This is a genomic window from Polaromonas sp. P3_C2, assembly GCF_056402675.1.
Genome location: NZ_JBFUGX010000904.1, coordinates 1 through 1383, shown reverse-complemented (window position 1 = coordinate 1383; position 1383 = coordinate 1). Strand labels below are relative to the sequence as shown.

2 protein-coding genes are annotated in these 1383 nt (G+C 60.4%); both read left to right on the top strand.

Annotated features, from left to right (window positions below; all coding sequences use genetic code 11):
• Positions 1–149: 149 nt before the first annotated feature.
• Positions 150–530, top strand: a complete 381-nt coding sequence (locus tag AC1DWI_RS23230) for a hypothetical protein (protein ID WP_477701394.1) — start codon at positions 150–152, stop codon at positions 528–530.
• Between the two features lie 85 nt (positions 531–615).
• Positions 616–1299 (top strand): hypothetical protein, encoded by a 684-nt coding sequence (locus AC1DWI_RS23225; RefSeq protein ID WP_477671185.1) that lies wholly within the window; start codon positions 616–618, stop codon positions 1297–1299.
• Positions 1300–1383 lie beyond the last annotated feature (84 nt).

The following is a 1383-nucleotide window of genomic DNA, read 5'->3' as shown; positions in this document are numbered from 1 at the left end:
CTGATGTACTTCTAATATTGGGGGGATTGGCTTTGAGCCTGACAAAGATTTCACTTGTGCTATTCATTGGGGGCCTGGTATGGCTCGGTGCCGAATATGCAGAGGACCGCAAGCGCCCTTCGCGCCACAAGGTCCCTTCTGAGGCTGAATTGAGCACTGCCACCGGCAAAGCCCTGAGCGCCCGCGTTGTTGAGCGCAAGACAAAAAAAGGTGTACTTGCGAGCCGTTACGCGGAGCTGGACATACAAACCTCTGCAGGCATCGAGACTGTGCGCGTGGGCGAGCCGAACTCTGAGCGTTCGCTGGACGGGCTGGGTGGTGAAACCGTGACAGTCAGGTTCGATCCGAAGGATGAAAAGTCGGTGTTCAGTCTGAGCACCCCAAGCCGCCAGGTGATCGCGTACCGCGATACAGCCGCGTTCAAGGCCAAGCTTGTCGAGGGCAACAGCGGCGGCTACACCATTGGCTGGATCGCGGTAGCGTTGGGCGTTCTTGGCTTCTGGTTTGGCCGTAAGGTGGCAGCGAGTTGACCAGAAGTGCTGTGTCTTGCCCGGGGCCGCGCAGCTCAAACGGGGGCACGGTATTTCTGCTACTCAAAACAGCCACACCAACCCCATGAGTCTTATCGCCGAGCCCATTTCTCCCCAGTTCGCGGCGAGCACGCTGCGGAATTTGCTGACACCGACCTTCGGACCCCTTCAGGGCTGGAAGAGCGGCCGTGGCCACAGCTGGTTCACAAGCTCCACCAAGCTGTTCAAGCTTGAGTTCTACGGGCGTGTGCCGAGTTGGTCGTTCGAGTTCGCATTGAATCTCTGCCCCAAATATCCGTCCCATATGAAAGCCGCTGTCTCGTCGATGGCGAGCTTCGATCTGGAGATCGACCTCAAGCGATTGGCCGACGCGCACAACCTGCCATTGAGCCTAAAGGGCGTGCTGCCTGGTGGTGAAAACCAATACACCATGCTGGTGAACAACGGCCCGGCAGCAGAGCGTGCCGCGGCTGAGCTTGCCTCTGTACTGGCGCATGCACTGCCGTTGCTGGCAGGGATCGACAGTTGGCAGGCGCTGGACCATTGGGCCAACCGCGTACCGGATGCCGACTGCCCGTTTCGGTTCTTGCGTCGGCCCACCACCTGGACACCCATGAACCACCATGCCGACCTCGCCATCGCCAGGGCAGCAGATGCGCCTGACTTTGCCGCCCGGGCATCGGGCAAGCTGTCTCGCTACCGCGAGCGCGGCACGCCGATGGTTGGCTTTCTGGAAACGTTTATCGCCGCATGCGGCCTGCCCACATGAGCCGGCGTGGCGCCCGGAACCCTCCATTCAATGGTGTAGCCGCCATTGTTGGCCTTGGCCGCCTCGCCAAGCAGGGTTGTACCG

Excerpts from the sequence above, each read along its gene's own strand:
- AC1DWI_RS23225 (WP_477671185.1), top strand. The coding sequence starts at position 616 with ATGAGTCTTATCGCCGAGCCCATTTCTCCCCAGTTCGCGGCGAGCACG.